This window comes from Bacillus sp. NEAU-CP5 (assembly GCF_026420705.1).
Lineage (GTDB): Bacteria > Bacillota > Bacilli > Bacillales > Bacillaceae > Bacillus > Bacillus velezensis.
The window spans coordinates 256433-283372 of the sequence record NZ_JAPMOV010000001.1; the positions used below are offsets into that span (position 1 = coordinate 256433).

The 26940-nt window shown below is 45.9% G+C and carries 22 protein-coding genes; 1 reads left to right on the plus strand and 21 read right to left on the minus strand.

Annotated features, from left to right (window positions below; all coding sequences use genetic code 11):
- Nucleotides 1–25: 25 nt before the first annotated feature.
- From OTK50_RS00815 to OTK50_RS00850, 8 genes are all read right to left on the minus strand, one after another.
- Nucleotides 26–775 (minus strand): polyketide synthase, encoded by a 750-nt coding sequence (locus tag OTK50_RS00815; protein ID WP_003154094.1) that lies wholly within the window; start codon nt 773–775, stop codon nt 26–28.
- Between the two features lie 9 nt (nt 776–784).
- Entirely contained in the window at nt 785–1558 is a 774-nt protein-coding gene (locus OTK50_RS00820) for an enoyl-CoA hydratase/isomerase (protein WP_039063120.1), read from the minus strand.
- Nucleotides 1555–2817, minus strand: a complete 1263-nt coding sequence (locus OTK50_RS00825) for a hydroxymethylglutaryl-CoA synthase family protein (RefSeq protein WP_224224278.1) — start codon at nt 2815–2817, stop codon at nt 1555–1557. The genes OTK50_RS00820 and OTK50_RS00825 overlap by 4 nt, the downstream gene beginning before the upstream one ends.
- Nucleotides 2818–2868: 51 nt before the next feature.
- Nucleotides 2869–3117 (minus strand): acyl carrier protein, encoded by a 249-nt coding sequence (locus OTK50_RS00830; RefSeq protein ID WP_012117592.1) that lies wholly within the window; start codon nt 3115–3117, stop codon nt 2869–2871.
- 65 nt (nt 3118–3182) lie between these two features.
- Nucleotides 3183–5423 (minus strand): ACP S-malonyltransferase, encoded by a 2241-nt coding sequence (fabD, locus tag OTK50_RS00835; RefSeq protein WP_224224277.1) that lies wholly within the window; start codon nt 5421–5423, stop codon nt 3183–3185.
- A gap of 1 nt (nt 5424) precedes the next feature.
- Nucleotides 5425–6399 carry an acyltransferase domain-containing protein gene (locus OTK50_RS00840; protein WP_012117590.1) on the minus strand — a complete coding sequence of 325 codons (975 nt, stop codon included), beginning with the start codon at nt 6397–6399 and terminating at the stop codon, nt 5425–5427.
- Between the two features lie 136 nt (nt 6400–6535).
- Nucleotides 6536–7405: an ACP S-malonyltransferase gene (gene fabD, locus OTK50_RS00845; RefSeq protein WP_038458064.1), complete on the minus strand. Its 870-nt coding sequence runs from the start codon at nt 7403–7405 to the stop codon at nt 6536–6538.
- 314 nt (nt 7406–7719) lie between these two features.
- Nucleotides 7720–8397: an MBL fold metallo-hydrolase gene (locus OTK50_RS00850; RefSeq protein ID WP_003154103.1), complete on the minus strand. Its 678-nt coding sequence runs from the start codon at nt 8395–8397 to the stop codon at nt 7720–7722.
- Nucleotides 8398–9348: 951 nt separating this feature from the next.
- On the opposite strand from OTK50_RS00850, the gene OTK50_RS00855 reads away from it, so the two are divergent.
- Nucleotides 9349–9558: a hypothetical protein gene (locus OTK50_RS00855; RefSeq protein ID WP_224224276.1), complete on the plus strand. Its 210-nt coding sequence runs from the start codon at nt 9349–9351 to the stop codon at nt 9556–9558.
- Nucleotides 9559–9959: 401 nt separating this feature from the next.
- On the opposite strand, the gene mutL is transcribed toward OTK50_RS00855, so the two are convergent.
- The 13 genes from mutL to OTK50_RS00920 all read right to left on the minus strand — a co-directional run bounded on the left by mutL (nt 9960) and on the right by OTK50_RS00920 (nt 26932).
- A complete protein-coding gene (gene mutL / locus OTK50_RS00860; protein WP_224224275.1) occupies nt 9960–11834 on the minus strand; it encodes a DNA mismatch repair endonuclease MutL in 1875 nt (624 codons plus the stop codon).
- A gap of 15 nt (nt 11835–11849) precedes the next feature.
- Nucleotides 11850–14435, minus strand: coding sequence for a DNA mismatch repair protein MutS (mutS, locus tag OTK50_RS00865; protein WP_105937709.1), 2586 nt, complete (start codon nt 14433–14435; stop codon nt 11850–11852).
- Between the two features lie 118 nt (nt 14436–14553).
- The gene (gene cotE / locus OTK50_RS00870) at nt 14554–15099 is read right to left on the minus strand and encodes an outer spore coat protein CotE (RefSeq protein WP_003154111.1); all 546 of its coding nucleotides are present in this window, start codon (nt 15097–15099) and stop codon (nt 14554–14556) included.
- Between the two features lie 252 nt (nt 15100–15351).
- A complete protein-coding gene (locus tag OTK50_RS00875; protein WP_003154113.1) occupies nt 15352–15783 on the minus strand; it encodes a RicAFT regulatory complex protein RicA family protein in 432 nt (143 codons plus the stop codon).
- A gap of 2 nt (nt 15784–15785) precedes the next feature.
- A complete protein-coding gene (gene miaB / locus OTK50_RS00880) occupies nt 15786–17315 on the minus strand; it encodes a tRNA (N6-isopentenyl adenosine(37)-C2)-methylthiotransferase MiaB (RefSeq protein ID WP_003154116.1) in 1530 nt (509 codons plus the stop codon).
- A 142-nt stretch (nt 17316–17457) separates the two neighbouring features.
- Complete coding sequence (locus tag OTK50_RS00885) at nt 17458–18636, minus strand: glycine C-acetyltransferase (protein ID WP_130570989.1); 1179 nt, start codon at nt 18634–18636, stop codon at nt 17458–17460.
- Nucleotides 18637–18648: 12 nt separating this feature from the next.
- Nucleotides 18649–19695: an L-threonine 3-dehydrogenase gene (gene tdh, locus OTK50_RS00890; protein WP_007611527.1), complete on the minus strand. Its 1047-nt coding sequence runs from the start codon at nt 19693–19695 to the stop codon at nt 18649–18651.
- A gap of 256 nt (nt 19696–19951) precedes the next feature.
- Nucleotides 19952–20212 (minus strand): stage V sporulation protein SpoVS, encoded by a 261-nt coding sequence (spoVS, locus tag OTK50_RS00895; protein ID WP_003154135.1) that lies wholly within the window; start codon nt 20210–20212, stop codon nt 19952–19954.
- Between the two features lie 199 nt (nt 20213–20411).
- On the minus strand, nt 20412–21206 hold the full coding sequence (locus OTK50_RS00900) for a TIGR00282 family metallophosphoesterase (protein WP_224224274.1): 795 nt from the start codon (nt 21204–21206) through the stop codon (nt 20412–20414).
- 60 nt (nt 21207–21266) lie between these two features.
- Nucleotides 21267–22826: a ribonuclease Y gene (rny, locus tag OTK50_RS00905; RefSeq protein WP_003154140.1), complete on the minus strand. Its 1560-nt coding sequence runs from the start codon at nt 22824–22826 to the stop codon at nt 21267–21269.
- 292 nt (nt 22827–23118) lie between these two features.
- The gene (locus OTK50_RS00910) at nt 23119–24300 is read right to left on the minus strand and encodes a serine hydrolase domain-containing protein (RefSeq protein ID WP_224224273.1); all 1182 of its coding nucleotides are present in this window, start codon (nt 24298–24300) and stop codon (nt 23119–23121) included.
- Between the two features lie 167 nt (nt 24301–24467).
- Nucleotides 24468–25511, minus strand: coding sequence for a recombinase RecA (gene recA / locus OTK50_RS00915; RefSeq protein ID WP_003154145.1), 1044 nt, complete (start codon nt 25509–25511; stop codon nt 24468–24470).
- Nucleotides 25512–25681: 170 nt separating this feature from the next.
- Nucleotides 25682–26932, minus strand: coding sequence for a competence/damage-inducible protein A (locus tag OTK50_RS00920; RefSeq protein ID WP_032874945.1), 1251 nt, complete (start codon nt 26930–26932; stop codon nt 25682–25684).
- Nucleotides 26933–26940: the final 8 nt, after the last annotated feature.

Below are 26940 nucleotides of genomic sequence, written 5' to 3' on the forward strand. Positions count from 1 at the left end.
TTCATCTGTATGTAAGATGTATGTCTTATACTCCGTACATCGTCGTGATTCGTTTTTTCACTTCATCATCATGAAACGTCTCATCGTGCATGATTAACTCCTTCTCAATGACGGCCGGAAGCTGCTCGCGAAACGGCGTCACCAAGTGCCTTTTCAATGTAATTAAAGAGTTTCTCGGTTTTTCCGCAAGCTCACGGGCCAATTCCTGCGCATAGTCTAATACTTCCTGCCGAGGAAGCACCGGAAAAGGCACCCCTCTTTTCTCCAGGTCACCGCCGCGGTAGTGGCCGCCGTTTAACAGCATTTCATGGCCGAGGCTTGCCCCAAGCTTCTCCGGAACGATAAAGGTAGCGCCCATTCCGGGGGTGAAACCGTATTTCATAAAGTTTGCGGTATACACGCTTTCTTTGCTTAAAATGACAAAATCACTGAAAAGCCCCATGACAAACCCGCCTCCGATTCCGTGGCCCTGCATGGCGGAAATGACGGGGATATCACATTCCAGCGCCAAAGAGTACATGCGGTCTTCCGTAAACTTCGTGATGCCCTGCTGAATCCTGAGCAGGCCTTCCTGTGTGCCTCCGGAAGCAAAGTAATGGCCATATCCTGTTAAAATCACAGCTTTATAGACTGACGATTTTTTTATACGGGTGAATGCTTCCATCAATCCATCCGTCAGTTCTTTGGAGAAGGCGTTTTTATGGGCTTTATCCTGCATTGTCACTTGGATAATATCCGGTTCAATTTCGAGCAGTTCAACTGCGGCGTTCGGCATGATATCCTCCTAACTGTTCTCCGTTTCCCAAGGAAGCCGCCCCGTTTCTGCATAACGGAAGATGGCTGATTGGTTATCCGGATCTGAAAACATCGCTTGATTTTCGGCTAAAGCAATGGATTTCGAACGATGAACAAGGTCGTTTAAGGAATCCATGTATTTTTTATAGCGGATGACTGCTTTTTTCGACAGCGGGCGGAGGCGCAGCAAATGCTTTCTCAGCTCTGTTGCTGAGTCCGGGACGCATACGTCACAAAGTCCCCATTCAAGCGCCTGGCGTGCCGGCACGGGCTTTGTCATGATCGTCATATAATGCGCCTTTTGAAATCCGATTCTTTGAATTAAAAACGGCAGAACGCAGGCTGGATAAAGTCCGAATAACAGTTCAGATAAACTGAACGAAGCATTCTCCTCTGCAATGACGATATCGCAGGCGGCGGCAAAACCGACACCTCCCGCATTTACTTTTCCGCGGACGCGGGCAATTGTGATGTACGGCCCGGATTTTAATGCCAGCCACAAACGGTAAAGCGGCTCCTGCGATTCCGCATGCTGCATTCCCTGCCTCATTTTCCGGTACATCTCATCAAAATCCGCCCCGAAACAAAATACCTCCGGCTGCCCTTCAAGCACTACGGAGGTCACGGAGTCTTCACATTCAGAAAGAACATGCAGGCATTCCTCCACTAAACGCTCATTAATCGTATTGTTGGCTTCAGGCCGATCAAAGGTGATGAAGCAGACATTTTGCTGAAAACGGACGTTTATCGTTTCATAGGTCACGGGATCCACCTGTATTTCCGATGAAATTCCGTGATTTCTTCCAAATACAAACGAGGGCTTCCGGTATGATGGTCTAAAATGTTCGGAATCATATTCACATCCAATTTGACATTCCGGGTTCCAAACTTCACCAAACCGCTGCCTTTAAACAGTTCTTCATATTCTTCCATGGACAGCCTGTACCTGTTGTTCAGGTGCTCTTCTATTTTGAAAGAATGCTGCCGCGCTTGCCCTTCAGGCGTCACAACGCCGCTGTAAAATTCTGAACAGCATCCGGAGCCGTAGGAGAAACAGCCGATCCGCTTAGAAGTGTCGAATGCCCCTTGGTCAATCGTGCTTGCAAGAGCCAGTAAAGAGGCTGCTCCCATAATGTTTCCGACTCTTTGGCAGTAGCGGAGCCCCGGCTCTACTCTGGTTTGAAAATCCTGTTCGATTTCAGCGTTTTTCGCTTTTGCAAGCTTGCGCATCATCGTCCGGTGGGCCCCTTTGACCATGCCGCCAAACGGTGTATGGAAGGCAAGATAGTGAAACGTCTCTTTGTAGTCAGCGCCCGGCACACGGTTTTTGTACTCGCGAAATGTCTGTTCACAGCAATCGAGGTATGACATCAATGACAAATCGGCATCACCGGCTTCACTGTCCGGGATCGGACGGCATGTATCCATCACCTCATAGCCGTAATAGCCGTTGGCGCCCGCATCCGCCTGAAATACGATGGGATTTTCACCGATCAATAAGGCGACGGCACCCGCTCCGGCGCTCGGTTCTGCGTAAGACCAATCCTCGCTTAACGCATCGCCGCCTTCGGCAATTAAAAACCGGGAAATATCCGTCGCGACGACAAGCGCCTTCGCTCCGGGGGATGTCTGCGACAAAATAAAATTAAGCGCCATCTGCAAGCCCGCCGTTCCTGAATAACAGGCTTGCTTCAGTTCAAATAAACGGCAGTTCCGGTTGAGGCCTAAGTGATCATGAATATATGTACTGAGTGATTTTCCGAAGTCGATGCCGGACTCCGAGCAGGTAATCAGCAGCTCGATTCTGTCTTTTTCAGCCTCTGTCAATCGGTCGATAATCGGCTTTGCCGCGTTAACGCCGAATGTAACGGGGTCTTCGTACGGAAGCGCCACCGCTTTTTCTTTCATCAGTAAATTCTCAAATCTGGCAGGGTCTAAGTTTCTGTACTCCGCCAGCTGCATGACATCAAGGTATGCCGTCCCGCCAAACACATTTATCGCTTCTATTCCGGCAGCCGCCATGAACTTCGCCTCCAATATGAATTTTGAGTTTCCGATTGTTTCACCGCTTTATCAGACAGCCTGTACCTTTTCATAAAGCTTTTCCGCCAATTCGCCGATGTTTGACACTCCCGTCAGCTCAACACGCGGGATCTGCAGTGATAATTCTTCAAGCATCATCGTGATAATTTCGGCGCGGTCTACTGAGTCCGCCCCCAGATCAACTAACCGGTCTTCCTGTGAAAGCTGTTCGCCTTCTAAATCAGGCAAAACCTCGTAGATTGTGTTCTGCAGCAATTCAAAGATTCTTTCTTTACTCATTGTCAGTTCCTCCCTGTTTCATCTTTTATGAATATTCCATGTTTTCAATCTATCATTTCGTCTTGTCAACACGTTTGCAAAAATGAACCTAACTTCTGATTCAAAAGCGAGGCCGTCTCTTCCATAAGCCGCATGCCGATACCATCGGCATGGCGGTTTTTCCAGGACTCCAGCTCCGTACCTTTCACCCATTGATTGAAGGCGCCTAATGCCGGGCCGCAATGAATCTGGAAGTCTACCTTGGCATCCGGGTCTCCTTTAATCGCCGAAGCAGAACTTTGCCTGAAATACCATTTGAATATGAGCGCCATTTTCTGTTTCGGATTCCGTTCGGCTTTTGAAATGTCTTCATTCGAATAATGAGCCTTCACTTTGTCATAAATACTGCTTACACTTGCCTTAAAATACTTCTCTTCTATTTGTCTGAGTGTCTTTTCATCAATTTCTTCAATTGAGCGGTGACGCTGATACAGTTCATGCAGCTTAGAGGCGCGGGTCGGAAAGAACAGCCCTTTCTTTAATACCTGCACCTTGCTGCCTGATTCAAACATATCGCCGGCCGGCGCGTAGGCCGTGTCCTGTACATTCATCTGCTGCAGGAGGTCCTTTACGAGGCCGCTCGTCGCTGCCTCAACGGTGCATTGGTTAATAGATCCGGTCACAATAAAATCAGCGCCGAGCATAAATGCGGCCATGGCAGCCTCGGGCGTTCCGATTCCCCCTGCGGCTCCGATGCGGACGGGTTTGCCGTATCGGTATTTTTTCATCATGTCATCTCGTAAACGGATGATCGCCGGCATGAGACTGTAAGCAACTCCGCCGTCAGTGTGGCCGCCTGAATCAGCCTCTACGCAGATGTCATGCGCAACGGGTATTTCTCTCATCAGACTTGCTTCTTCAGCGGTAATTTTGTTTTCGGCTGCAAGTTTCTGCAGAATGTGATCAGGCGCCGGGCTGAGAAACGCTTCCGCTACTTCCGGACGGGACAGCTTGGCGATAATCCGCTGACGCGCTATTACTTGTCCGCCGGCACCGCGTTTTAACCCCTTAGCGCGAAACCTTACTAAAGCGGGAGTAACCGTTAAAAACGCTGATGCTTCCAAGTTCTGAACCCCATGCTTCAATAAAAGATCAATCATTTTTTCTTCTGAATCTGTATGCTTCATGTTATGTACAATATTTATGCCGAAGGAACCGCCGTCACGAAGCTCATGCTGAATTGACAAAATGGCGTCCTCGACGTGCGCGATGTTCAAACCGCCCGTTCCGAAAAAGCCCATCATTCCTTTTACGGCCAGTTTGACGACCATTTCCTTCGAAGAAATTCCGCGGTACATGCCGCCGGCCAAGTAGGCGTATTTCAATTGATAATCACGCTTAAACTCTTCATTTCCTAAAGACGCCGCTGTAATTGAGCTTTTTCCAGCCTCGGCCGGGACTTTGATTTCATCTGTTATCGGCTCCGCTTCAGCCGTAATTCTTTGAATCAGCCCCGTCAGCACTTTTCCGGGACCGATTTCCTCAAAGCTCATGTTCTTTCTTCCCATTAAAAAACGGATGCTGTCTGTCCAGTTCACCGATCCCGTTATTTGTCCGGTGAGTGTCTCTTTCAGCTCTCTCTGCTCATATGGTCTTGCCGTCACATTTGAAATGACCGGGATGGACAGCGGCTTAAAATGGAAAGATTCAATAAACCGTGAAAACTCTTCCTTTGCTTCCAGCATGTATCTGGAATGAAAGGCGCCGCTGACATTTAAGCGGTGAACCATTTTTACGCCGTTTACGGCTTCAAAAACGGATGCGGCTTTTTCAATATCTTCTTTATATCCGGAAATGACAATTTGCTGCGGTGTGTTCATGTTGGCGATATCAATCATATCCAAGTGATTTTCTCTTAAAACATCCGTCACCTGCTCATGAGTCAGGCCGATCACCGCTGCCATGCCGCCTCCTTTTGCGCGGCTCATCAGTTCGCCCCTTTTTTTGACCAGCTGTAAGCCTTCTTCAAAATCAAAGGCGCCCGAAGCGTATAACGCGTTATATTCGCCCAAACTGTGTCCGGCGGTAAAATCCGGTTTCAAGCCGGTCTCTTCTGTTTTTTTCAAATAACTGAGGGCATTGACGACATAGAGCGCCGGCTGAGTGAATTGAGTCTGATTGAGACGTTCTCCGTCCCGGCACAGCTCCTGAATGGAATATCCGAGAATGTGATCGGCCTTTGCGGTTAATTCAGGATAGCGGCCGAACAGGTCCTCTCCCATCCCTACTTTTTGCGAGCCTTGGCCTGGAAAAACAAAGCTGATCATCTTACAGTCTCCTTCCGGGCGGTGATAAAATGCTGTCTTCTATTTGCTGCAAATGTGTTTGTTCTTTATGAAACGGCGTCATAATGGCACGGATGCGTTCAGCCGATCCTGCAGGAAGAATCTGTTTGGCAAATGCGGCCAATGTTCCGGAAGGCCCGGCATCAATATACAACCCTTTTTGGCGGCTGTCTGCGAATTGAAGCGCTTCGCGGAATCGAATCGGCTTTCTTACGATATCCCAGAAAAAGTCCGCTTGTATATCGGTCTCAGCCTCTCCGGTCGCACTGGAGATGTACGGTATAAACGGAGTCCGGATTGATTTCTGAGCTAAAAAGCGCTTGTACGGCTGTTCCGCCTGATCAACCAGCGCTGAGTGAAACCCGTAAGATACCGGCAATAGCTGATGAGGAATCTGCTTTTCTCTCAGATCGTCCATGATCTTTTTGATATGTTCCCGCTCTCCCGAGATGACAAAGTGAGAATGATAGTTTACAGATGCCAATTCACTATGTTCGCCGAGCAGCGGATCATCTTGATATAAAGCCGGATCACCCAGTATCGCAAGCATACTGCCGTTACGGCAAGTTTCCGTAACGATTCGGGCCTGTTCCAGCACGCAATCTAAAGCATCCTCGGCGCTCAGCACGCCCGACACAGCGGCCGCTGCATACTCTCCGAGGCTTGCTCCGATCACATAATCGGGACGTATGCCTCTTTGCTCCAAAGCATATGCAAGTGCGTACTCAGCCATGAAAATGGCAGGATGGCTGAAAAGAAGGCGGTCAAATGGATCAGACAGACGATTGCCTGTATGATACATCTCTTTTAGGACAGAGTAACCGAAACGGCTGACTGCAAAATCGTCCAAGTCAAGCATTTTCTGCCGAAAAGCGGCGTTATGTGCAAACAGCTCTTTCCCCATTTGATAGTATTGGGAACCCTGTCCAGAAAACATGAAAACAATTGGCTGGTTCATTTGTTCTCCTTTTTGCTGCTTATTTTTTTAAAATATTGATTTGTGAGTGTTTCGTGATGTCGTGTGCAGGTGAAGTGGTCGTGATGTTGTATGGCTGGCACTATTGTGTGAGATAAGAATTTTGACTTGCGTTCCGCTACATGGCGGGTGAAGCTTCAGTTTCTTTTTTGATGCGGTGAATAAGTCCTGTCAGCACATGGCCCGGGCCGACTTCTTCAAATTCCATCCGCCCTTTGTCCAGCAGATAGCGGATGCTGTCGTTCCATCGCACTGAATGGTCGATCTGATCGGCCAGAACGGAGTGGATTCCGTCTTGCTCATAAGGTCTGGCATGCACATTAGAAATGACAGGAATTGATATAGCAGAAAAATGAAATGACTGTAAAAATTTTTCGAACTCTTGTTTTGCTTCACTCATATATCTCGAGTGAAAAGCGCCGCTTACGTTTAACGGATGAAACATCGTAACGTCTTTTAATCCTTCGAATACGCTTTTGGCTCTTTCAATGTCTTCTTTGCGTCCGGATATGACAACTTGGTGAGGAGAATTCATATTGGCAATATCAATCGTATGTAATCCGTGCGTTTGAAGGGCGTCTGACACTTGATCTGCAGTTAACCCCATAACAGCGGCCATTTTTCCGTCAGTGGCCATACTCATTAATTCGCCTCTTTTACGGACAAGCTGCAGACCGGTAATAAAATCAAAAGCACCTGCTGCAAACAGCGCATTATATTCTCCCAAACTGTGGCCGGCCACATAATCCGGCTTTATGTCATTGTCTTGGATTTTTTTCAAATAGCTTAACGCGTTTACAACATATAAAGCAGGCTGGGTGAACTGCGTCTTGTGAAGGTTGGAATACGGATTCTCAAGACAAAGCCGTTTCATGGAATATCCGAGTGTTTCATCAGCCTGCTCCGTTAAGTCTTTAAATTCATCAAACAATGAGCTCCCCATTCCCTGCTTTTGAGAACCTTGTCCGGGGAATAAGTATGTGATCATTTTCTCAGCCATCCTTTCTCGGATTCAGATAAGAAGCATGTTCAAGTTGATAGTAACTTCACAAAAATACCATGTCAAGTTAATTTATCCTATGCGAACTCCTGAATAATGCCTATTTTTCCCTGTCGGAAGGCGGACTCAGGGCTTTCGGAATAGGCGTAAGCAGAATGTCCCATCCAGCCTGCCCGGCGTTCTCTTCCGCAAACTCCCGTTACTCAGCCATTCATCACCAGAAATCTAGTAATAACTACCATTTCATTTCAGAAGTTCCTTACCTCAAAAGAAAAGCTAGTTAGATAGAACTAAATTACACATTACTTAAAATGAAACAGCCCTTTTTGATTTTTTCTGTTGCGGAAATTCACAAAATGTTCTTTTTTTTCAATCTGAAAGTAAATATTGTTTTTCAAAAGACTCTCCATTTTTTGACCCGGCTTCTCCCCGAAGGAGTGCCCCGGATACACACGCACATGCGGCGGAATGGAGGCTTTGATCCTCTGTATACTGTGAAACATATCTTCAGCTGAGCTGCCCCTGTCCTCACATATACCGCACCCTTCTGTAAACACGGTGTCACCGGTAAAAAGATGATCAGATAGCAAATAGCACATTCCCCCGGCCGTATGTCCCGGGGTCAATATACTTCTGATGATAAACCCTCCGGCCGCAAAGGTTTGGCCGTCTTCAAGCGCTATTAAGTTTCTGCACCGGAATTGATAGAAATCGATTTCCGCCGACGACATGTATATATCAGAATGATAGATTTGCTGAAGCGGCTCCGCCAAGTTTACATGGTCATAATGCGAATGTGTTAATAAAATAGCTGATAAATCAACATCCAATTCATGCAGTTTATCGGTTATTTTATCGATTTCCCAGGACGGGTCCACCGCTATCGCAGATTTTTTCGAGCGGTCTGCGATAATATAACAATAGTTGGACCACATCTGGTGATAAGTTTTAATTTGATGCACTTCATATGTATGATCCATTGTCACCATTCCCATTTAAAAGATCCGGGCAGACTGCTGCCGCCGCCCAGCCGACTGTAACCACTTTACCAGATGACACCACGTTTTTCCATGGATTTTCCGGTAAAGTTAAAAAAACTTTCTGCTCCCGCCAAAAGCACCAGTCTGGACCTTTTTTACAAATTGCTATGCTGATATATAAGGAAATTAGAATATTAATTTAGATGAATTCTTTAGGGAATTTTATTCAGAAAATGAAGGATGAATATGGGTTTCAGATAAAAAGAAAACAAATTGAGCTTTTGTTTTGAAAAGCAATTGCCGAAGGGGATAATCAGTTTTTAGAAATGATCCGCAATCAAGATTATTATTTTAATCCTTTTCTTCAAGATAACTAAACCACACGGGCTCTCGAAATATATCAGAATACCTTAGTTCTTACACCGAATTCAACGTTATATGGACATTAACATAATTGAACTTAGAAAAGTACGGCGTGATTTACACTCTTTTCAAATCAGCCCTAGCTGCAACAATTCACGAAAGTGCCGCGCAGCTTTTTACTGTGTAAACAAAACTAACATAAAATCATTAAGTGTAAAAAGTAAATATTAAACATTAGACAAATAGACTATGTTATATGGGTCGGAGTTTACCGCTCAAGGTAAATTGCCCTGGGATGCAAAAGCACTAAGAGCAGATTGGGATGCAATACCTGCTAAAGTTAAAGCTGCTATGGGTGGAATCGGCGTTTTGAAATAATTCTTAATACGATCGACAATTTTACTGGTACAGTTGAAGATGCGTGCTATGCGGTGCTCTAAAAGAACTGGCAACCCAACAGCCGCTTGGTGGATTACTAAAACTCTTAGGCTTTTCATTTAAACGGGGCTATTGTTGGTGTTTAACAAATTTATCCTGTGTTAAGCTTTAAAGTGATTATTTTCTAACGTGTTAAGATCGGAGGTAACTATGGAAGATAAAAGTAATGCTGAACCGAGCCCAAAAGCTATAAGAATTCTAACTTACATCATTCCTATAGTTTTAATAGGGTTTATCCTTGTTCTTAAGAATATTAATACCGCAGCAGCAGAAATTTCATTTTATATTGTTGCTGTCGGTGTGGTTCTCTTAGTGGTTTTCAGTTTGATCAAAAATAGAAAATACCGCAGGAAGAACTAAATGTAAGGGGGGCTAATTACTAGTCCCCCTTGACTAACTTGCGGATAGTATAACCCGCCAAATTCCAATTTTATTTAAATTCTTCACAAATAACATGAGATTTTTCAAGAACCGTTTTCTCCAATTATTTCACTATTAATGCAGTCAATGGACGATATAGACGGTTACACCAAACACAGGATACTACATCGCCAACCCCAAATACTCTCCAAAAACAATTTTTATATGACAGAAAAGCAGTTGGATGTTAAACAAATCATTTTCATGATTGACGGCATACCGATGCAACAATTATGCCAGAAATTAAATAACTCAAAAGTTATCTCTGAAAGGCCGGGTCATTCAAACTAGTAAGGCTGCTTGTGGGCAAATAACGGTTTAGTCTCACATAAACGTTGTTATTACATCACACGCTTAAACATCTTCTCCATCTCATACGTACTGTGGTGGATAATGATCGGCCGGCCGTGCGGGCATGTGAACGGGTCTGTCGTTCGGCGCAGGTCGTCCAAGAGCGCTTTGATTTCGTCGTTTCGCAAATGCCGGTTCGCTTTGATTGAGCCTTTGCAGCTCATCATAATGGCCGCTTCCTCCCGCAGTTTTTTAATATCGATCTGTTTGGCGTCAAGCACCTGCTGAATGATTTCTTCAATCAGTTCAGCTTCTTCCCCTTTTGGAAACCAGGCAGGATGGCAGCGGACGATGTAGCTGTTCGTGCCGAATGCTTCTAAAAATACTCCGACGCTTTCAAGCTCATGCTGATGCTGGTCAATGATCAGCGCTTCATTTGCCGCGTAATGAAAGGTGAGCGGCACGATCATATCCTGCACTTCAGGCTCGACCTGCCCGACTTTCTCCCGGAAATATTCGTATTTAATCCGTTCTTGTGCCGCATGCTGGTCAATGATATACAAGCCGTTTTCGTTTTGGGCTAAAATATATGTCCCGTGCATTTGGCCGATCGGATACATCACCGGAACTCTTTCTTCCCGTATTTTTTCAGAGACAGCTTCCGGTTCCGGAGTATCGGAAACAGGCGCTTCCGTTACCGGCATACCGAGCTCCGGCGGCACTCCGTGATCCGCTTCATTCGGGAGGATTTCTTCTTCTATTATTACCGGCTCAGGCTCTTTTACGACCGAACTCAGCTTCATTGGTGAGTAAGACGGCTCCGGCGTTTTTTCAGGAAGTTTCCGCTCAGGCGCACTTTCCTCGAATGTCATAAATTGCTGTTCATTTTTGGCCGGTGCCGGAGCTGATTTTTTCGGGAGCTGGGCGCTCGGAATAAGCCGCTGCTTTTGAAAAACTTCCTTTATCCCGTCACGGATCAACTCATGCAGCTCCGTCTCTTTGCTGAGGCGGACTTCAAGCTTCGACGGATGGACATTGACATCAACCAAAATCGGGTCCATCGTAATTTCGATAAACGTAATCGGATGGCGGCCGATCGGCAGAAGTGTGTGATAGCCCTCATGCACCGCTTTTACAAGCGGGAAATTCTTAATGTATCTTCCGTTAATGACAGATGACATGTAGTTTCTGGATGCACGCGTGATTTCCGGAAGCGCAATGTAGCCCTTGACTTCAAAATCAAGCGAGCTGACATGGAGCGGTATCATTTTTTTCGCAACCGCCGTCCCGTAAATTGCGGCCAGCACATGGCGCACGTCCCCGTTACCGTTTGTCTGCAGCAGATTTTTCCCCTGATGGCGGAGACGGATGGATACTTCCGGATGCGCAAGAGCGATCCGGTTGACAACATCCGTAATATTGCCGAGCTCCGTATGCACGGTTTTCATATATTTCAATCTGGCGGGTGTATTGAAAAACAGATTGGTAACGATAATCTCCGTTCCTTTTCTGCTGGAGGATTTCTGTTCAGAAATGATATTCCCGCCCTGAAGAATGAGATGGGTTCCCGCTCCCTCGCCGATGCTCGTTTTGATTTCCAGATGAGAAACAGACGCGATACTTGGCAAAGCTTCTCCGCGGAAACCGAGGGTTCTCACCCGGAACAGGTCGTTTTCATCTTTGATTTTACTGGTCGCGTGGCGGCGGAAAGCCCGCTTGCAATCATCGGTTTCCATCCCTTCGCCGTTATCGAGCACCCGAATCGACGAAAGCCCCGCTTCCTCTATGTCGATTTCAATGACTGTGCTGTTTGCGTCGATGGCGTTTTCCACCAATTCTTTAACGACTGAGGCAGGCCGTTCGACCACCTCGCCGGCCGCTATTTTATTTGAAAGTTCATCTGACAGCTGGATGACTTTTGCCAAGTCCGTCACCTCTTTCTATTTTAATTTTTTTTGCAGCTTGTACATTTCATTCATCGCTTCAAGCGGCGTCATATCGAGAATATTGATTGACTTAAAGGCTTCAAGCACTTGTTTTTCTTTATTAGAAACAGCCGGTGCCTTCTGTTCTTTTTCACCGTCAGCAAAAAAGGACAGCTGTGCCGGTTCTTCTTTGACGGCGGGCTTTTTCTCAGGTGCCGCCGGAAGCTCCGGTTTATCTCCCATCTGCTCAAGCTGTTTCAAAATCTCCTGCGCGCGGCTGATCAGATCGTCCGGGAGCTCTGCAAGCTGGGCGACATGAATGCCGTAACTTTTATCTGCGGCTCCTTCTTTGATTTGATGGAGAAACACGACCGTTCCGTTATATTCCTCTGCGCGCACATGAACGTTTTTCAGCTGAGGAAGCTTATCTTCAAGCACCGTCAGCTCATGATAATGCGTGCTGAACAGTGTTTTAGCGCCGATATGATCATGGACATATTCAATAATCGCCTGTGCCAGCGCCATTCCGTCGTACGTTGATGTCCCGCGGCCGATTTCATCAAACAGGATCAGGCTGTCTTTTGTGGCGTTCACAATCGCGTTTTTCGCTTCCAGCATTTCCACCATAAAGGTGCTTTGTCCGGAAATCAAATCATCCGCTGCCCCGATTCTCGTGAAGATTTGATCAAAAATCGGCAGAACCGCTTCTTTTGCGGGCACAAAACAGCCGATCTGGGCCATGATCGATAGAAGTGCGATCTGTCTCATATACGTGCTTTTACCTGACATATTCGGACCCGTAATCAGGAGCATTTCCCGCGAATCGCCCATCAGGCAGTTGTTCGGGACGTATTCTTGACTGTCCATCACCTTTTCAACGACGGGGTGTCTCCCTTCAATGACTTTTACTTCATTATCAGAAAAGACGGGCTTTGTGTAATGCCTGTTTTCACTGATCGTAGCAAAACATTGCAGTGCGTCCAGCTCACTCATTTGTTTGGCAAGACGCTGCAGACGCGGAATAAATTGTTTCACCTTTTCACGCAGTCCGGCAAAAAGCTCATATTCCAGCTCGCAGATGTTGTTTTCCGCTTCTAAAATAAGCGCTTCTTTTTCCTTCAATTCCGGCGTAATGTACCGTTCGGCGTTTGTGAGGGTCTGCTTCCGCTCATACCGTCCGTCTTCAAGCAGATGAAGATTTGCTTTTGTGACTTCAATATAATAGCCGAACACTTTATTGAAACCGACCTTTAATGAACGGATGCCCGTATAAGCGCGTTCCTGCTGCTCCAGTCTGGCAATCCAGTCTTTACCGTTTTTGCTGGCGTCACGGTACTCATCGAGCTTCTGATGATAGCCGTCTTTAATTAAATTGCCTTCTTTTAACGATAACGGCGGGTTTTCATGAAGGGCTTCTTCTAACAGGTCAAGCAAATCTCCGCACGGATCAATCAAGCCGGCGCGTTCTTTTGCTTTTTTATGGTTAAGGGACCCTACAAGCTCTTTGATGCTCGGCACTTGTTTTAAAGATTCTTTCAGCTGGATTAAATCCCTTGCGTTGACGTTTCCGAATGCGACCCGGCCCGCCAGACGTTCTAAATCGTATACTTCCTTCAGGCGCTCTCGCAGATCTTCACGCTCAAACAGATGATTGATCAGCGTCTCGACCATTTCCTGGCGTTCTTCGATTTGGGATGCCCTGATCAGCGGGCGGTCAATCCATTGTTTGAGAAGCCGGCCGCCCATCGCTGTTTTCGTCTCGTCTAAAAGCCAGAGCAATGACCCTTTTTTGCTTTTCGAACGGATCGTTTCCGTCAGCTCAAGATTCCGTTTTGAATACAGGTCAATTTTCATTGCTTCTTCCAATTCATATACTTGAACCGGCTGCAGGTGATCCAGGCTCCGTTTTTGCGTTTTCTGCAAATACGTATATAAACGCATAAACGTCTCTGTCAGCTCTTCGCCCGGCAAGTGCTTTGCGATTTCAATGCGTTCTGTTATTTCCCCGTCTTCGATAGAAATCGTGGCGCCGCACCGTTCTTTCAGCTGAGCAGCTGTATGTTCGTTAAACTTGCTTGATACGACAATTTCCTTTGCGCCGACTGAGTAAATTTCTGACATGACATCTTCAATCCGCTCAATAAATACAGCCAGGTTTTCTCCGGTCGTTAAGTCCGATAAAGCGAGACCGTATCCGTCACGGAATTCGGAAACGGAAGCGATAAAGTTGTTTTCCGACTCGTGGATGCCTTTTCCATCCATCACGGTTCCCGGTGTGATCAGCTGGACGACTTCCCTTTTCACAACGCCTTTAGCCGCCTTCGGATCTTCCGTCTGCTCACAGATCGCCACTTTATAGCCCTTTTTAATCAGCTGTTCAATATAAGCCGCCGCGGAATGATACGGCACGCCGCACATCGGAATTTTATCAGCCGAACCTCCGTCTCTGCTTGTCAGTGTAATTTCAAGCTCTTGCGACGCTTTTTTTGCATCTTCAAAAAACATTTCATAAAAGTCACCAAGCCGAAAAAATAAAAAGGCATCTTGGTGCTCTGCCTTTATCTTCAAGTATTGCTGTATCATAGGCGTGTAACTAGCCATCATTTAATCCCTCACTATGTATCTTCTCTTATCCGAATCCCATTATAACATAAACAAAAGAGTGATATCTTTATATATAAAAAAGAGACTTGGGGTGTTAAACTCCCCTAGCCTCAACTTATTCTTCAGGATCTCCGACTAAAAACTCAGGGTTAATGTCCTCTAATTCTTCATCAAGATCGTCTTCCCAATCATCATCATCGTCTTCTTCCCAGTCAGGATTGACTTCGACGACGACTTTCGTTTCACCGACCACTTCTGCTAAAAATTCTCTCTCTGCCTGAACCACGATTTTATTTCCGTTAGGAGAAATGGTGACTTCAAGACAATTCGGCTGCTGCAGCACTTTGGCAATGACTTCGTGTTCGTCATCTAAGTAATTTGTGTCTCTGTATCTGAGTTTAATCACATCGACATACTTTACTCTCTCGGTTACAACTTCCGTTTTTGTATTATCAGCGTAAGAGTACCAGACGTTTATATCATAATACCCTTCAATTTCTACAGTCTTCCCGATCTTTTCGGCATCGTACTTGTGGTTGATAATCCAGCCGCCCAATATACTTGACGGTTTTTCTCCAGGTGAGATCGTGTTGGTGCATTGGGTGAATTTTCTTCCTTTCGCAACTACCGCTTTCGTAATAATTTCCCTGTATTCAGACATTCCGGCAGGCCTCCTTGTTCTTCTTCGTGTTATCTTATGCTGGGCATTTGTCTCATGTGCATTTTTATAATAAAAATATAAAAATACAAAGTTTCTGTTTCATTGTATGCAGCCCTGCCCAGAAACTTTACTTTTAAGTATGATAAAACTTTCCAGTAAAACGGGACAAAACGGTGAGTCAATGAAAATTTAGTACATATCACAATTAGTTCTCAAACAGCAAAAAAACACGGGCCGATGAAGGCCACGTGTTTAAATAGAACAGCTGTTATTCGAATGTTTTACTTTTGAACCGGTTTCTCCCGTCAGCAGGTTGCCTCCGGTAGATGTAATGATTTCGTTTGTCACCTGATTTGAGATCGTATGTGCGACAAGCTGAAGAAGGTCATTGACCTCAATCTGGGAATCTCTGAATTCCTGAATGATCGGAATCCCTTCAAGCTCTTCCTGCAGGGCGTCAATTTTACTTTCCACTTGTTTCAGCGCTTCAAGCTTTTCGTAGTGCTTCAGGTTAACGGCTTGCTTTTGCAGGGTTTTAATCTGATTAATAATCGCAGAGACTTTTTCATTTTCGTTAATCTGCGCCTCGGCGCGTTTGAAAAAATCGACTTCTTCTGTTTCAGAAATCATTTTCGCAAGGTTCCTTGCCTGCTGTACAATGTCTTTCTTTGAGTAAAGCGTCATTATTATTTCACCTCGATTGCTTCTCCTGCCATCACACCGTCAAGCGACCATGTTTTCGCCTGTTCGATTTTGACGCGTACAATCTTGCCGATGGCGTCTTTCGGCCCTTTGAAGTTGACGAGCTTGCTTTTTTCCGTATAGCCGGCAAGAATGTCAGGGTTATTTTTACTTTCTCCCTCAACTAATACTTCGACAGTCCTGCCTTCATATTCCTTCATTTTTTTGGCTGAAATTTCTTTCACCAAATCATTGAGTCGCTGAAGACGTTCTTTCTTGACCCTCATCGGAACATTGTCTTTCATCTTCGCTGCCGGCGTGCCTTCACGAGGAGAGTAAATAAACGTATATGCGCTGTCAAATTCCACTTCGCGATATAACGAGAGCGTTTCTTCAAATTGTTCATCGGTTTCATTCGGAAAACCGACAATAATATCGGTCGTCAGTGAAGCGTTCGGCATCGCCGCTTTAATTTTTCCGACAAGCTCCAGATAGCGTTCTCTGTCATATTTGCGCGCCATCATTTTTAACATCGCTGAGCTTCCTGATTGAACCGGAAGATGGATATGGTCAAGAAGGTTGCCGCCTTTGGCGAGCACCTCGATCAGATGATCATCAAAGTCACGCGGATGACTCGTCGTGAATCGGATTCTCGGAATATCAATTTTACGCAGTTCGTCCATTAAATCACCGAGACCGTACGTCATATCCTCAAAATCTTTTCCGTACGCATTCACGTTTTGACCGAGCAACGTGATTTCTTTATAGCCTTCACTTGCAAGTCTTCTGACTTCCTGAATAATTTCCTCAGGACGGCGGCTTCGTTCTTTTCCGCGGGTATACGGTACGATGCAGTATGTGCAGAACTTGTCACAGCCGTACATAATGTTGACCCAGCCTTTAATTTTTCCATTGCGGACTTTCGGAAGGTTTTCAATGACATCCCCTTCCTTCGACCACACTTCAATAACCATCTCTTTTGATAAATATGCCTCTGATAACAGTTCCGGCAGACGGTGAATGTTGTGCGTGCCGAAAATCATATCGACAAACGGGTGCTTCTTAAGGATGCGGTTTACGACTGATTCTTCCTGTGACATGCAGCCGCAGACGCCGAGAATCAGGTCCGGGTTATTTTTTTTGAGCGCCTTTAAATGGCCGAGCTCTCCGAACACTTTGTTTTCAGCATTTTCCCGGATAGCGCAAGTGTTTAATAAAATAACGTTCGCGTCATCAACCGAATTTGTCGCTTCATAACCGAGCGCCATAAAAATACCCGCCATGACTTCCGTATCATGCTCGTTCATTTGGCATCCGTACGTGCGGATATAAAATTTCCTGCCTTCACCGAGGCCTTTAAATTCTTCTGAGATTTTAAAATCGTTATGATATTGAACGGATTCTTTGCCCCGTTTTTTCGCATCTTTTAAAGAAGGCGGAATATATACGGCTTCAAAATACTTGCTGTAATCCTTTTCGGATTTTTTGTCCGCCGGATTCACTTGTCCGCTTTCCTGCTTTTGCTTTTCATTCATGTTCGAATGTCTCCTTTCAACCGAAACTTCCACCCTCAAGTATACTGGTTAAAAGCGTTTGGCACAACCGCCAGCCTATTATTGTACACCTTATTGAGAATAAGAATCAATAAGAAATAAAAAAGAGGGAATCATTTCCCCCTTACACAAGCTGAAGCTCTTTTGCGGCTGAACGGATTACTTCCAGGGCCCGGTCAAGCTCCTCTTTTGTATGCTCCGCCGTAATAATGGTGCGGATTCTCGCTTTTCCTTGGGCGACCGTCGGATACACGATGCTTTGTGCAAAGACGCCGCGGGTCAATAAATGGTCTGATAATGCCTGGGCTTTTTCTTCCTCCCCTATTAATATCGGCACGATCGGTGTTTCGCTTTTTGTAAGGGTCAGCCCCATTTGAACCAGTTTGTCTTTGAAATACGCCGTGTTCTCCCATAGCTTTTCCATATGCTCAGGCTCTTCCAGCAGGACGTCAATGGCTTCTATGCATGCGGCCGTTACCGCAGGCGGATGAGAAGTGCTGAATAAGAAAGGACGCCCTTTATGGCGCAGGTAATCGATCAGAACCTGCGATCCCGCGGCGTAACCGCCAAGCACTCCGATGGCTTTGCTTAATGTGCCCACCTGTATGTGGACTCTTCCGTCAAGCCCGAAGTGATTAACCGTTCCCCTTCCGTTTTTTCCGAGTACGCCGGAAGCATGCGCGTCGTCGACCATTACAAAGGCATCGTACGCCTCTGCAAGTTTGACGATGTCAGGCAAAGGAGCGATGTTGCCGTCCATTGAGAATACGCCGTCGGTGACGATCAGGCGCATGCGGTAATTCATTGATTTTTTCAGCACCCTTTCCAAATCGTCCATATCAACATGGCGGTACACCTTTTTATCTGCTTTCGTCAGCCTGATCCCGTCAATGATGGAAGCATGGTTCAGTTCGTCAGAGATCACGATATCCTCTTTTGTAAGAATGCTTGATAAGACGCCCTGATTCGTTGTGAACCCCGATTGAAAAACAAGTGCCGCTTCTGTTTTTTTAAAGTTTGCCAATTTCTTCTCAAGCTCATTGTGCATTGTGAATGTTCCGGCGATTGTCCGGACGGACCCGGTACCCGCTCCGAATTCTTCCGCGGCGCGTTTAGCCGCTTCGACAAGCCTTGGATGCGACGTCAAACCGAGATAATTGTTCGATGAAAGCTGTATCACATTTTCCCCTTTGACTTCCACCGACGGACCCTGCTTCGTTTCAATTTGTTTCATTTGCTGCCACGTTTTATTTTCTTTCATTTTATCAAGCTCGGCTTTTAGAAATTCAAATTCTTTCATTATAGAACCCTCCCCTTATGGAATCAAAATGACTTTGCCGCACTGACCCTTTCTCATCAGGTCAAACCCTTTTTCAAAGTCTTCAAGCGGAAACTGATGCGTGATCACCGGCGTCAGATCAACAAGGCCGGATTCAAGCAGGTGCGATACCTGCCGCCATGTTTCAAACATTTTTCTGCCTGTGATGCCTTGGACGGTAAGTCCTTTAAACACCACGTCATTTGTCAGATCAACCGTCACCGGACGTTCCGGCAGACTCAGCATATGGAACCTTCCCCCGTTGGCCGCCATCTTTAATCCTTGTGCGATAGCTGCCGGGTGGCCTGACATTTCGCAGACAAGGTCGATCCCTTCTCCGCCTGTTAAGGTGTCGATCACCTCAAGCGGATCTTCCTTATCAGCTGAAATGGTGATCGTGGCTCCCAATTTCTTCGCAAGAGCCAGCCTGTAATCATTTTTATCAATGGCCGCAATACGGGATGCACCGGCCGCTTTAGCCACTGCCACCGCCATCAGCCCGATCGGTCCGCAGCCGATAATTGCAGCGGAACCGCCCGCAAGCCGGCTGCTTTCCAGCACCGTATGCACCGCGTTGCCAAGCGGCTCTTGAACAGAAGCGACGGCGGGGTCCATATCAGCGGGATTTTTCCAAACATTTCGAGCCGGCACTTTGACATATTCAGCGAAGGAACCCGCTGTATCTACGCCGAGGATCTTTGTATGGGTGCACACATGATGTTTTCCTGTTAAACAAGGGACACAAGTACCGCAGACGAAGTGGGTTTCAGCCGAAACATAGTCACCTATTTTGACATTTGTGACGTGCTTGCCCGTTTCCGCTACGATACCGCTGAATTCATGTCCGAATACTTGAGGTGTTTTGATTCGTTTCTGCGCCCATTGATCCCAATTATAAATATGCACATCTGTACCGCATATAGATGCGGCCTGTACTTTAATGAGAACTTCATTCTCATTTATGGAAGGTATGGGAATTTCTTTAAGAGTTGCTCCGAAAGCGTTTTCATTTTTGACGATAGCTTTCATCTTTCCTCCCAACATGTACACTCCTCCTCGAAAAAACACTGTAATAACTGGATTGTAACATGAGATAAAAAGGAGGTAAATACCAGTGTCCACTCCAAGAAAACAACTGCTTCCGTCCGGAAAAATGGGCATGATTTTTTTGAATATTATATGAATAAAGCCATTTATCATCTCTTCGTACTATCAATATAATATTGTGAGAAAATATGACAACAATAAAAACAACCCGCTCGCCTTACGCAAGCAGGTTGAGAATGTCATGTTTTTGTTTTTAACGGGGTTCGACGATTAACTTAATCGCCGTTCTTTCTTCTCCGTCAATCTGTATATCTGTAAAAGCCGGAATACAAATCAAATCTACGCCGCTTGGCGCGACAAAGCCTCTGGCAATCGCAACCGCTTTAACAGCCTGATTTAAGGCACCCGCCCCAATTGCTTGAATTTCGGCGGCTCCGCGTTCCCTCAATACACCGGCAAGCGCGCCTGCTACTGAATTTGGACTTGATTTTGCTGAAACTTTTAAGATTTCCATTTCTGCTCCCCCTTAGTTTTACAATGGATAAGTGAGTGTTCATTAGAACAATCATTATTAGATGTTGCTATCCAAAAAGCCATCCCCACAATGCTTTTCAAAAATAGCGGGCTACCTTCCATTTTTACTATATTCACTAAGAAGTTGCTATATTCCTGCTTTTCCTTTTAATATTTTTATAAAATAAACACATGATCACCTATTCAAAGAACATATGGTCATCATTGATTAATATCCGTTCGATATTTACGGCCTTTTTCGTTTGATCGTCGATGTCAATGAGCACTCCGCTCAGCGTAGTTTTACCTTCCGCCACCGTAAACCGGACAGGAAGATTGGTTTTAAACCGCTTGATGACCGTTTCTCTGTCCATACCGAGAATTCCGTCGTACGGACCCGTCATGCCTACATCAGTAATATATGCCGTTCCTTTCGGCAAAATGCGGTTATCTGCCGTTTGCACGTGTGTATGGGTGCCTACCACGGCAGAGGCTCTTCCGTCTGTGTACCAGCCGATCGCAATTTTTTCGCTTGTCGCTTCGGCGTGAAAATCAATAAAAATGTACGGCGTGCGCTTTTTTGCTTCTTCTATTAATTCATCCGCTTTAGCAAACGGATCATCAAGCGGCGGAAGAAACGTCCGTCCCTGTAAATTAATGACGGCAAGCTCTTTTCCGTTCGATTTAATATAAGTAATGCCTTTGCCCGGCGTACCTTCCGGGAAATTCGCCGGCCGGACAAGATCCGGCACATCATCAATAAAGTCGAAGATCTCTCTTTTATCCCACGTATGGTTTCCCATTGTAATGGCATCTGCTCCCGCTTCCATCAGGCTGTGGTAGATCTTTTCTGTCAGTCCTTTTCCGTGTGCTGCATTTTCTCCATTAATAATTGTAAAATGCGGTTTATGTTTCGCTTTCAGTTTCGGGACATATTCTTTTACCATGTCGCGGCCCGGGGAACCGACAACATCTCCGATAAATAAAATTCTCATACATTCCATTCCTTCCTTTTCAGGGACTCAAAAAAATAAAGTGATGCGCTAAGCATCACTTTATTTTGCATACTCTACGGCTCGAGTTTCTCTGATTACGGTCACTTTAATGTGGCCCGGATAATCAAGCTCGTCCTCAATTCGTTTACGGATATCACGTGCCAAACGATGGGCTTCTAAATCATTAATGGAGTCCGGCTTGACCATGATGCGAACTTCACGGCCGGCCTGAATCGCAAATGATTTTTCAACACCTTCGTAAGACTCGGAGATTTCTTCAAGCTTTTCAAGTCTGCGGATATAGTTTTCGAGCGTTTCACTTCTCGCGCCCGGTCTTGCGGCTGACAATGCATCAGCGGCAGCGACAAGAACGGCGATAATGGAAGTCGGCTCTTCGTCTCCGTGGTGTGACGCAATACTGTTAATGACGACTGGATGCTCTTTATATTTGGTCGCAAGCTCCACTCCGATTTCCACGTGGCTTCCTTCCACTTCATGGTCAATTGCTTTTCCGATGTCATGCAGAAGACCGGCCCGCTTGGCAAGCTTTGCATCTTCTCCAAGCTCGGAAGCCATTAAACCGGCTAAAAACGCAACTTCCATAGAATGTTTCAGTACGTTCTGCCCGTAGCTTGTACGGAATTTCAACCGGCCGAGGATCTTGATCAGATCCGGGTGGAGTCCGTGAACGCCGACTTCAAACGTCGTCTGCTCACCCATTTCCCGGATATAGTCATCAACCTCACGGCGGGATTTTTCAACCATTTCTTCAATGCGCGCCGGGTGAATACGGCCATCCTGAACGAGTTTATCAAGAGCGATTCTTGCCGTCTCCCGTCTGATCGGATCAAATCCGGAAAGAATGACTGCTTCAGGTGTGTCATCAATAATCAGGTCAATACCTGTAAGCGTTTCAAGCGTACGAATGTTACGCCCTTCACGCCCGATGATACGTCCTTTCATCTCATCATTCGGAAGATTGACGACCGATACCGTCGTTTCGGCAACATGATCTGCTGCACAGCGCTGCAAAGCAAGCGACAGAATGTTTTTCGCCTTTTTATCTGCCTCTTCTTTCGCACGGTTTTCGGTTTCTTTTGTCATGATGGCGATGTCATGTGAAAGCTCATTTTCAACCCGGTCAAGAATGATTTGTTTCGCTTCATCCCGTGTCAGGCTCGAAATGCGTTCGAGTTCTGACTGCTGCATACGAATCATCTCATCCACTTTGCTTTCCATCTCTTCAATATGTTGTTGTCGTTCATTCAGAGAATGATCTTTCTTCTCCAACATCGCTTCCCGTTTATCAATTCCTTCATGTTTACGGTCAAGATTTTCTTCTTTTTGAAGTAAACGGTTTTCTTGTTTTTGAAGCTCATTTCGTCTTTCACGAACTTCCTGTTCAGCATCTATTCGAAGTGTATGGATTTCGTCCTTTGCTTCAAGCAGAGCTTCTTTTTTCAGTGCTTCAGCATCACGCTTTGCATCTTCAAGGATTTGCTCGGCAGCACCGCGTGCGCCCGCAATCTTTGCTTCGGCAATGGTTTTACGAACATAGTAGCCAACAACTAAACCGAGCAGAGTCAGCAAAATGGAGATGAGAACCGTCATTGGGGTCATACTTTCACCTCCTCTTGCTATGAACTTGGTTTTTGCTTAAATAAGTGCCGGCATGTACATTGTCTGATTTTCTCAACATACAGAACCTTCACAGGGAATGAGTCTCTCATGCCCTTGTCAAGTTTAAATGGTTTAACAATCATGTTAAAAAAACAAATGTTACAACTTCATTGTAATTGTGTCGGAAATACTTGTCAAGCTTGCCAGCTTAACGATTCGCCTCCAGCTTTGAATCTTCACCATGTATATATCATACCATATCTTCATCCGCTTTTCGTGAATGACGGCTCTGTTAGTCCGCCTGGTTAAGCAATTGGTAAATTCTATTGTTTACCTGTCCTAATTTGGCGTTATTCTGAATATTTGACAGTAAAATGACATATTTGCTTGCCGAATGGTTGAAGCTGTTCAAAATGTTGTAACCGGGCATAACACCGTGATTGGAATAGCTTCCCGGATCAATGTAAAACCCCATGCCGTAAGCGGCACTGCTTCCTGCTGTAAACATTTTTGTGAAGCTTGCTTTTGAAAGGAGCGTGCCGTTTACGATCGATTTATCAAATTTATAGAGATCTTCAGCGCTCATATACATGTCGCCCGCCCCGTACAGCTGCGATAAGTCCAAAAGGTGCGGCGTTACAAGACTGCCGCTCTCATCGACTTTGTAGCCGACGGCAGGATATTTGGCTTTGGCAAATGTTTTGTAAAATCCGGCATGCTTCATTCCGGCCGGTTTGAACACGTGTTCTTTTATATATTGTTCATAAGACTCCCCGCTGACCTGAGATACGATATAAGCAAGCACTGAATAGTTGGAATCCCTGTAATCCCAAACCCCGGGCTGCCGTTTAATTCCGCGGTATTCTATATCCTTGATTAAATCAATTGGAGAAATCGGTCCCTGACCCTCAATATGCCCGTTTATGCCGGACGTATGATTGAGCAGGTTTTTCAATGTGATGCGCGTGCCGTTAGGAAAATTCGGCAAGTATGTACTGACGGGCTCACTCGTCTGCAGCAGCCCTTTTTCTTCAAGCTGCAGGACAGCCGTCGCGATTAACGCTTTTTGTGAAGAACCGATATAATATGATGTCTCCGGATTGTTTTTAATTTTTTGTTTTCGGTCCGCATAGCCAAAGCCTTTTTTCAGCACAACTTTTCCATCTTTTACGATCATTGCTGTGCCGCTGAACCCGATCTGTTGCAAGTAATTGCTGATCTGTTTATTGTGATCGATTGATTTAGGTGTTTTCTCTTTTTGCGTCTTTTCTTTTTTCTGTTGAGTCTGGTCTTTTGAAGTATCAGATTGAGCGGCGGGAGCGTTTTTAACGGATTCCTTCTCCCGGTGATACGCTGTGACGGTCCAGATCATAATAAAAACAGTAACAAGCAGCAGAAAAAGAAACAGCCCTCCCGTTTTCATCAGCTTCTTCTTTCTTTTTTTATTTATTCTTGTGCGGCGGGGGCTCGTCATCTTTTTTCCTCCTCAGATATAATTTCAACTTTCGCCATGATGTTAGACGAGTGAAGGGTGAAAAAAGTTGTAACATTCCAGATAAAATTTTCCGAAACAGCCAGTGTTTTTTGAAACACACAAAAAAAAGAGCGGAAATTGCTTATTCCGCTCTTTTGATCGTGTTTTTATTCTTCTAATTCCATCTCTTCCTGAACTTCTTCCGCTTTGTCCGTTACACCGTTATTGTCTAAACCGTAATATTCACGGATTTGTTCCTGAATCATCAGCATGATGTCTTTATTTTCTTTTAAGAACTGCTTGGCGTTTTCACGGCCTTGGCCGAGCCGTTCTTCTTCATAAGAATACCACGAACCGCTTTTTTGCACGATATCCAGTTCAGTTCCAAGGTCGATGATTTCCCCTTCTTTGGAGATTCCTTCACCGTACATAATGTCCACTTCAGCCGTACGGAACGGAGGAGCGACTTTGTTTTTTACGACTTTAATTCTCGTTTTATTCCCCATGACGTCGTTGCCCTGCTTTAATTGCTCGGCACGGCGCACTTCAAGGCGCACGGAAGAATAGAATTTCAGCGCGCGGCCGCCCGGTGTCGTCTCCGGATTTCCGAACATAACGCCGACTTTTTCACGAATCTGGTTAATAAAGATTGCGATTGTTTTAGATTTATTGATGGCGCCGGAAAGCTTACGGAGCGCCTGAGACATGAGACGCGCCTGTAAACCGACGTGTGAATCACCCATGTCACCTTCAATTTCAGCTTTTGGAACAAGCGCCGCAACAGAGTCAACGACTACGATATCAACAGCTCCGCTTCGCACCAGCGCTTCAGCAATCTCTAGCGCCTGCTCTCCCGTATCCGGCTGAGAAAGCAGAAGCTCTTCGATATTGACACCGAGCTTTTGCGCGTAAACAGGATCAAGAGCATGCTCAGCATCAATAAATGCTGCCTGTCCGCCTTTTTCCTGAACCTCAGCGATTGCGTGAAGCGCTACAGTCGTTTTACCTGAGCTTTCAGGTCCGTATACTTCAATAATCCGTCCGCGCGGGTATCCGCCTATTCCGAGAGCGGTATCAAGTGCAAGGGAACCGCTTGGCACCGTTGAAATTCTTGTATCTGTTTTTTCTCCGAGCTTCATGATGGAACCTTTGCCGAATTGTTTTTCTATTTGCTTAAGAGCCATATCTAAGGCTGCCTGACGATCACTCATTTATTTTTTCCTCCTTTATCTTGCCACTACATATACTATACCTTGTTTACTGGCATTTGCCAAGAAAAAAGCGAACGCATATTCGGATTTTTTCCGCGTTCGCTTTTCTGCAAAAGAGCATAATTTCCTTTGTAAAACTTAAAAATCAGAGAAATCGCCTCTTTAAAACTTTATTTTTGATCCAGCATTTTCAAAATGAGATGGCAGCCGTATTTAGCGGCGCGCTTTCTGATTCCGGTTCTTGAGCCGGCAAAGTTAAATTCGTGGACCTCTTCTTTTCCTTCCGCCGAAATGCCGATAAAGACGCGGCCCGGCGCATGCCCTTCCTGCGGGTCGGGACCCGCAACCCCGGTAAAGCTGATGCCGATATCGCTTCCGGTCAGCTTTCTCACACCGGCTGCAAGCTCTTTCGCACACTCTTTGCTGACCGCTCCGCTTTCTGCGAGCGTCTCAGCTTTCACGCCGAGCACATGCTGTTTCACGCTGTCGGAATAACAGACAACACCCCCTGCAAATAGTTGAGACGCACCGCTTAAATCAGTCACCCACTCTGAAAACAGGCCGCCTGTAAAGCTTTCTGCAGAAGAAATCGTGATTTTGTTTTGTCTGCATGCTTTTGAAAGCTCCTTCACCAGAGACGTATCATCATATCCGTAGAAAAATTCACCGACACGTTCTAAAATGGCGGCTTCCGTTTCTTTTAAAAGCCGTTCTGTTTCTTTTTCGTCAGCATGTTTCGCCGTTAAACGCAGCGTGACCTCGCCGTCAGCAGCGAGCGGCGCAATCGTCGGGTTCGTCTGCGCATCAATGATATCTTCTAAATCAGCTTCAAGCTGGGATTCACCGATTCCGAAAAACCGCAGCACGGTTGAAACGATTTTCTCATTAGAACCGAGCTTTTTAAGAAGCAGCGGCTTCGCTTCATTTTCAAACATCGGACGCAGCTCGCTCGGCGGCCCGGGAAGCAGCATATAAAGCCTTGAACCGTGCTCTGCAAGCATTCCCGGCGCCATGCCGAAATGATTCGCCAAAACGTCTGAGCCCTCAATGACGAGCGCCTGTTTGCGGTTATTCGGCGACATGGTCCGTTTTGTTTTCGCGAAATATTCTTCGATCGACCGGAACGCTTCGTCATTCAGAACGAGCGGGCGCCCCAGTGTGTTTGCAATGGTTTCTTTCGTCAAATCGTCCTTGGTCGGTCCGAGGCCGCCTGAAAAAATAATCAGGTCTGAGCGCTCTTCGGCAATGCGGATGACTTGCTTAAGCCGCTCCGGATTGTCACCGACAGCGGTATGATAAAACACGTTTACACCGATTTCCGCCAGCTCTTTACTGATAAACTGCGCGTTCGTATTGGCGATCTGGCCTAGCAGAAGCTCCGAGCCGACTGCAATGATTTCTGCTTTTTTTGCTATTTCCATCTTTAAGT